The 5317-nt window shown below is 78.7% G+C and carries 3 protein-coding genes; 1 reads left to right on the plus strand and 2 read right to left on the minus strand.

Translation table 11 applies throughout. The features are described from left to right. Window positions 1–42 precede the first annotated feature (42 nt). Window positions 43–525: an ATP-binding protein gene (locus HLB09_RS12410; protein ID WP_171203670.1), complete on the minus strand. Its 483-nt coding sequence runs from the start codon at window positions 523–525 to the stop codon at window positions 43–45. 178 nt (window positions 526–703) lie between these two features. Beyond that, on the minus strand, window positions 704–2656 hold the full coding sequence (locus HLB09_RS12415) for a putative bifunctional diguanylate cyclase/phosphodiesterase (RefSeq protein WP_171203671.1): 1953 nt from the start codon (window positions 2654–2656) through the stop codon (window positions 704–706). A gap of 955 nt (window positions 2657–3611) precedes the next feature. On the opposite strand from HLB09_RS12415, the gene HLB09_RS12420 reads away from it, so the two are divergent. Beyond that, window positions 3612–5317: thioredoxin domain-containing protein (locus tag HLB09_RS12420; RefSeq protein WP_171203672.1), on the plus strand; the 1706-nt coding region annotated here is incomplete at its 3' end.

Raw genomic sequence — 5317 nt, forward strand, 5'->3', positions numbered from 1 at the left:
CGCCGGGCGGGGGGCCGGACGGCCGCCGGGGCGGCGGCGGTGTCAGACCGCCGGGACGGCGGCGGCGGCCCGGGCGTCGGTGTCCGGGCCGTCGAAGGCGAAGCGCGCCCACACGTGCTTGAGGTCGGCGTCGGTGTACCAGCCCACGCCGTCGGCCAGCCGGGCCGCGAGGTGCATGCCGAAGCCGCCCTCCCCGAGGGCCCGGGCGGCCGCGAGCTCGGGCGAGGAGCCCGCGGCGGCGTCGGTGACGTCGACGACGAGGGCGCGCGCGTCGTCGACGAGGAGGCGGACCGAGCTGGGCGGGGCGCCGTGGCGCAGGGCGTTCGTGGCCAGCTCGCTGACGACGAGCACGACGCGGTCCTGCAGGTCGCCGAGCCCGGCCGAGTCCTCCTCGCCGCGGCCCAGGAGCTCCGCGTGCAAGGACCGCCGGATGCGCGCCAGGTCGTCCGAGGTGGACAGCTCCCAGGTGGTGACCTCGGCGAAGCCGCCGGGCGGCCGGGTGCTCGCCCTGAGGGCCTGTGCCACGGGGACCTCCAGCACGTCGCTCGCTCGGTCGGGGGCGGGCCGGTCGGGCCGACCCCCCGGCTGCGCACGGTAGCGCGCGTCGGGTGCCGGGGCAGACGCTACGGCCCCCGCCGCCCGGGCGCGCGACCAGGCGGGCGACGCGCCGGTGCGCCCGCTCGACCGGAGCCGCGGGCGCGGGTCAGCCCGTCCGAGCCGGAGGGCCCAGCGGCGCGTGCAGCAGGCCCCGGAACGTCGCGAGGTCCACGGGCGGGGACCACAGGTAGCCCTGGGCGCTCCGGCACCCCGTGCCCCGCAGCAGCTCGGCCTGGGCGGGGTCCTCGACGCCCTCGGCGACGACGCCCAGCCCCAGGGCCTCGGCGAGGCCCAGGACGCCGCGGACCACCGCGCGCGCCCGGTCGTCGGTGGTCGCCCCCGCGACGAAGCTGCGGTCGACCTCCACCCCGACGACGGGCAGCTCCACGAGCTGGGCGAACGAGCTGAAGCCCGTCCCGAAGTCGTCGACGGACACCTCGACGCCCAGGCGGTGCAGCGCGGAGAGGTCGGCGAGGAGGCTGCCGTGGACCTCGAGCAGGTGCGTCTCGGTGAGCTCGACGACGACGAGGTGCGGCGGCAGGCCGCTGGCCTCCAGGGCTGCCGCCACCGCGTCCACGAGGCCCGCGGCGGCGAGCTGGCGGCCGCTGACGTCGACGTGCAGCTTCAGGGGCCGCTCCGTGCGCGCGACCTCCGCCAGGTCGGCGGTGGCGCGGCGCAGGACCTGCTCGCCCCTGCGGACGACGACGTCGCTCCCCTCGGCGACGTCGAGCCAGTCGCCCGGCGGCAGCAGGCCCCGCGTCGGGTGCCGCCAGCGCACGAGGGCCTCGCAGCCGGTGACCGCGCCGTCGACCAGGTCGACGACCGGCTGGTGGTGGACGACGAACTGGTCGAGCACGAGCGCCTCCCGCAGCTCCGCGGTGAGGGTGACGAGTCGGTCGGCGCGCGCCTCGAGCGAGCGGTCGAAGGCGGCGGTCCTCCCGCGCCCGGAGCGCTCGGCCGCGTACATCGCGGTGCCGCTGCGCCGCAGGAGGTCGCCGGCGTCGTCGTCCGGCCCGGACACGGTGAGGCCGGCGCTCGCGCCGACGGCGACGAGCCGGCCGTCGAGGAGGACGGGGCGGCCGACCGCGTCGAGCAGGCGCGCCGCGACCTCCTCGGCGTGCTGGGCGCTGTCCACCTCCGGGCAGCAGACCACGAACTCGTCACCACCGATGCGGGCGACCGTGTCGCTCGCGCGGACGGCGTCGGCCAGGCGCTGCGCCGTCACCCGGAGGACGCGGTCGCCGGCCTCGTGGCCGAGGGAGTCGTTGACCTGCGTGAAGTCGTCGAGGTCGAGGAAGACGAGCGCGACGAGGGCACCCGAGCGCCGGGCGGCGGCGAGCGCCAGCCCGACGTGGTCGCGCAGGAGGACCCGGTTCGGCAGCCCGGTGAGCTCGTCGTGGAGGGCGAGGTGCACCAGCTGCGCCTCGACGTCCTTGCGGGCCGTGACGTCGAGGAGCTGCGCGACGACGACCCGCTCGTGCGGCGCTCCCGGCACCGGGAGGGCGACGCCGTCGCCGGCGCCCGCGAGGAGGCCGGGGGCCACCGGTGACGGGAGGGCGGACAGGTGCACCTGCGCCCAGACCAGGGAGGAGTCCGCGCGCACGTGGGCGAGCTCCCCGGTCCAGGTGTCCCGGGTCCGCGCCGCGAGCTCCTCGAGCACCCCTCGCACGGTGGCGACGTCCTCGGGCCGCAGGTGGGCCGGCCAGGACACCTCGGGCTGCGCCGCGCCGTCCTCGCCGGTCTCGGCGACGCCGAGGAGGCGCTGCAGCGCCGGGTTGGGGTGGAGCCGGCGCCCGGCGGCCGGGCCGTCGACGACGAGGACGCCGCTGCCGATGAGGGCCGCGTCGATGGAGGACGCGAGCGCCGCACGGGCCTGCGCGAGCGAGGCGACGGCGCGGCCCCGCTCCTCCTGGCTCGTCGCCAGCAGCACGCTGACGAGGACGGTGAGGACGAGGAAGACCTGGACGACGGCCGCCCGCGTCGTCAGCGACGAGAGCCCCGCGAAGAAGACGCCGTCGCCGAGCACCGCCACGGCGACCGCGAGGACGTCGAGCAGCACGGAGAGGACGGCCGTCCGGGGACCCCCATGCGCGAGCCCGACCACGTGAGGAGCGGGAAGACGGTGAAGGCGAGCGGGAGCTGCGGCAGCCAGGCGAAGGCCACGAGGTAGGTGACGAGGCCGACGACGACGAGCCCCGCCCACTCCCCGAGGCGCGGGCCGCGGACGAGCTCGCGGACGCCGCCCGGGCGCCGAGGGCGAGGACGAGCACGAGGACGAGGAAGGTGCTGGCCGTGCCGCGCAGGCTGGTCTGGACCAGCGTGCTGGACGGGTCGAGACCGATCGCGGCGCCGACCGCCGTGCTGAGCAGCCCGCTGGCCCCGCCCGCGACGGCCGAGGCGGCGAGCAGGCGGCCGGGTCGCGCGAGCCCGAGGCGGCCGTCCGCCGGCGGGCGGCAGCACCACCGCAGCGCCCGGGCCCCGACGAGCCCGTGGGCGAGGTCGACGCCGGCCAGCGCGGCCGCGACGGCGGCCGAGGTCCCGGTCACCACGTGGGCGAGCCAGACGACCGCGAGCAGCAGGACGGCGTCCACGGCGCGCACCCGTGCGGGGCGCCGGGCGGCGCACCACCACACGGCCAGCCCGGCCGCGGGCCACAGCAGGGAGAAGAGCGTGCCCTCCGGGCGCAGGTGCCGGCCGAGCAGGCAGGCCGCGAGCAGGAGGGTCGCCACGCCCAGGAGCGCACCCACCACCGGCCGCCGAGGGGGACGGAGGCCTCGCCGGACGGGGGGCCCTCGACGGCGGGCTGCGCCCCCACGGGCGTCGCGGCCTCCTCGGTCCCCTCGGCGCCCGGGCGCGGCGGCGCGCCGGTGCTCACGCCGCCCCCGCGGCGCAGAGGTCTCCCCCCATGCCGAGGAGCGTCGCAAAGGAACGCCGGGTGCGGGGGCACAACGGACGGGGACGGGCGAGGTGGGGCGACCGCGCGCCCGCGCGCCGGGTGGGGGAGCATCGACGGCGTGCCGAACCGCCTGGCCGTCTCGACGAGCCCCTACCTGCTGCAGCACGCGGACAACCCCGTCGACTGGTGGGAGTGGGGGCCGGAGGCCTTCGCCGAGGCGCGGCGGCGCGACGTGCCCGTCCTCGTCTCCGTCGGCTACGCGGCGTGCCACTGGTGCCACGTCATGGCGCACGAGTCCTTCGAGGACCCGGAGGTGGGGCGCCAGCTCGCCGAGGGCTTCGTCGCGGTCAAGGTCGACCGGGAGGAGCGCCCCGACGTCGACGCCGCCCTCATGCGCGCCACGACGGCGCTCACCGGCCAGGGCGGCTGGCCGATGACCGTCCTCTGCACGCCGGAGGGAGAGCCGTTCCACGCCGGCACGTACTACCCGCCGCGCCCCCATCCGCAGGTGCCGAGCTTCCGCCAGCTGCTGGACGCCGTCACGCAGGCGTGGACCGACCGGCGGGAGGAGGTCGTCGGCCAGAGCGCCCGCATCACGAGCGCGCTGGCCGAGCGCGCTCGCGCCGCGGCGACCGCGGACGGGGCCCCACCCGACGCGGCGGCCCTCGAGGCCGCCGTCCGCGCGCTGGCCGCGGGGGAGGACCGGGCGCACGGGGGCTTCGGCGGCGCCCCGAAGTTCCCGCCGTCGGCGGCGTGCCTGTGGCTCCTGCGGCACGCCGCGAGCGGGGCGCCCACGGCCGGGGAGGCGCTCGGCCTCGCCGGTCGCACGCTGACGGCGATGGCGCGCTCGGGGACGTACGACCAGGTGGCGGGCGGCTTCGCCCGCTACGCCGTCGACGCCGGCTGGGTCGTGCCGCACTTCGAGAAGATGCTCTACGACAACGCCCAGCTCGCCCGCGCCTACCTGCACTGGTGGCGCCTCACGGGCGAGCCGACCGGCGCGCGCGTCGCCGCGGAGACCTGCGACTGGATGCTCGCGGCGCTGCGGACGCCCGAGGGCGGCCTCGCCTCCTCCCTGGACGCCGACACGACGGTCGAGGGACCCGACGGGCAGAGCCACGGCGTCGAGGGCGCCACGTACGTGTGGACGCCGTCGCAGCTCGTCGACGTCCTCGGCGAGGACGACGGCGCCTGGGCCGCCGAGCTGCTCGGCGTCACGCCCGAGGGCACCTTCGAGCACGGCACCTCCACCGCGCGGCTCCTGCGCGACCCCTGGGCCGACCCCGCCGAGGCCGCGCGGTGGACCGACGTGCGGGCGCGGCTGCGGGCCGCCCGCGCGCAGCGCCCGCAGCCGGGGCGCGACGACAAGGTGGTCCTCGCGTGGGACGGGCTGGCGGTGGCCGCGCTGGCCGAGGCGGGGGTGCTCCTCGAGCGCCCCGACCTCCTGGCGGCGGCCGTCCGCTGCGCCGACCTCCTGCTGGCCGTGCACCTCGACGACGACGGCCGGTGGCGGCGCACCTCCCGCGACGGCCGGGCCGGGCCCTCGCGCGCCGTCCTCGAGGACCTCGGCGACCTCGCCGAGGGGCTGCTGGCACTCCACGCCGCGACCGGCGACCCGGCCTGGGCCGAGACGGCCGAGGCCCTGTGCGCCGAGGTCCTCGCCGAGCACGCGGGCGACGACGGCGCGCTCGCCGACGTCCCGGCCTCGTCCGACGACGCCGTGCTCGCCCGCCTCGGCCCCGCGGCCGACCCCACGGACGGCGCGGCCCCGTCGGGCACGAGCGCCGCGGCCGGGGCGCTGCTCGCGGTGTCCGCCCTCACGGG

It is taken from the genome of Pseudokineococcus marinus, from assembly GCF_013004605.1.
Lineage (GTDB): Bacteria > Actinomycetota > Actinomycetes > Actinomycetales > Quadrisphaeraceae > Pseudokineococcus > Pseudokineococcus marinus.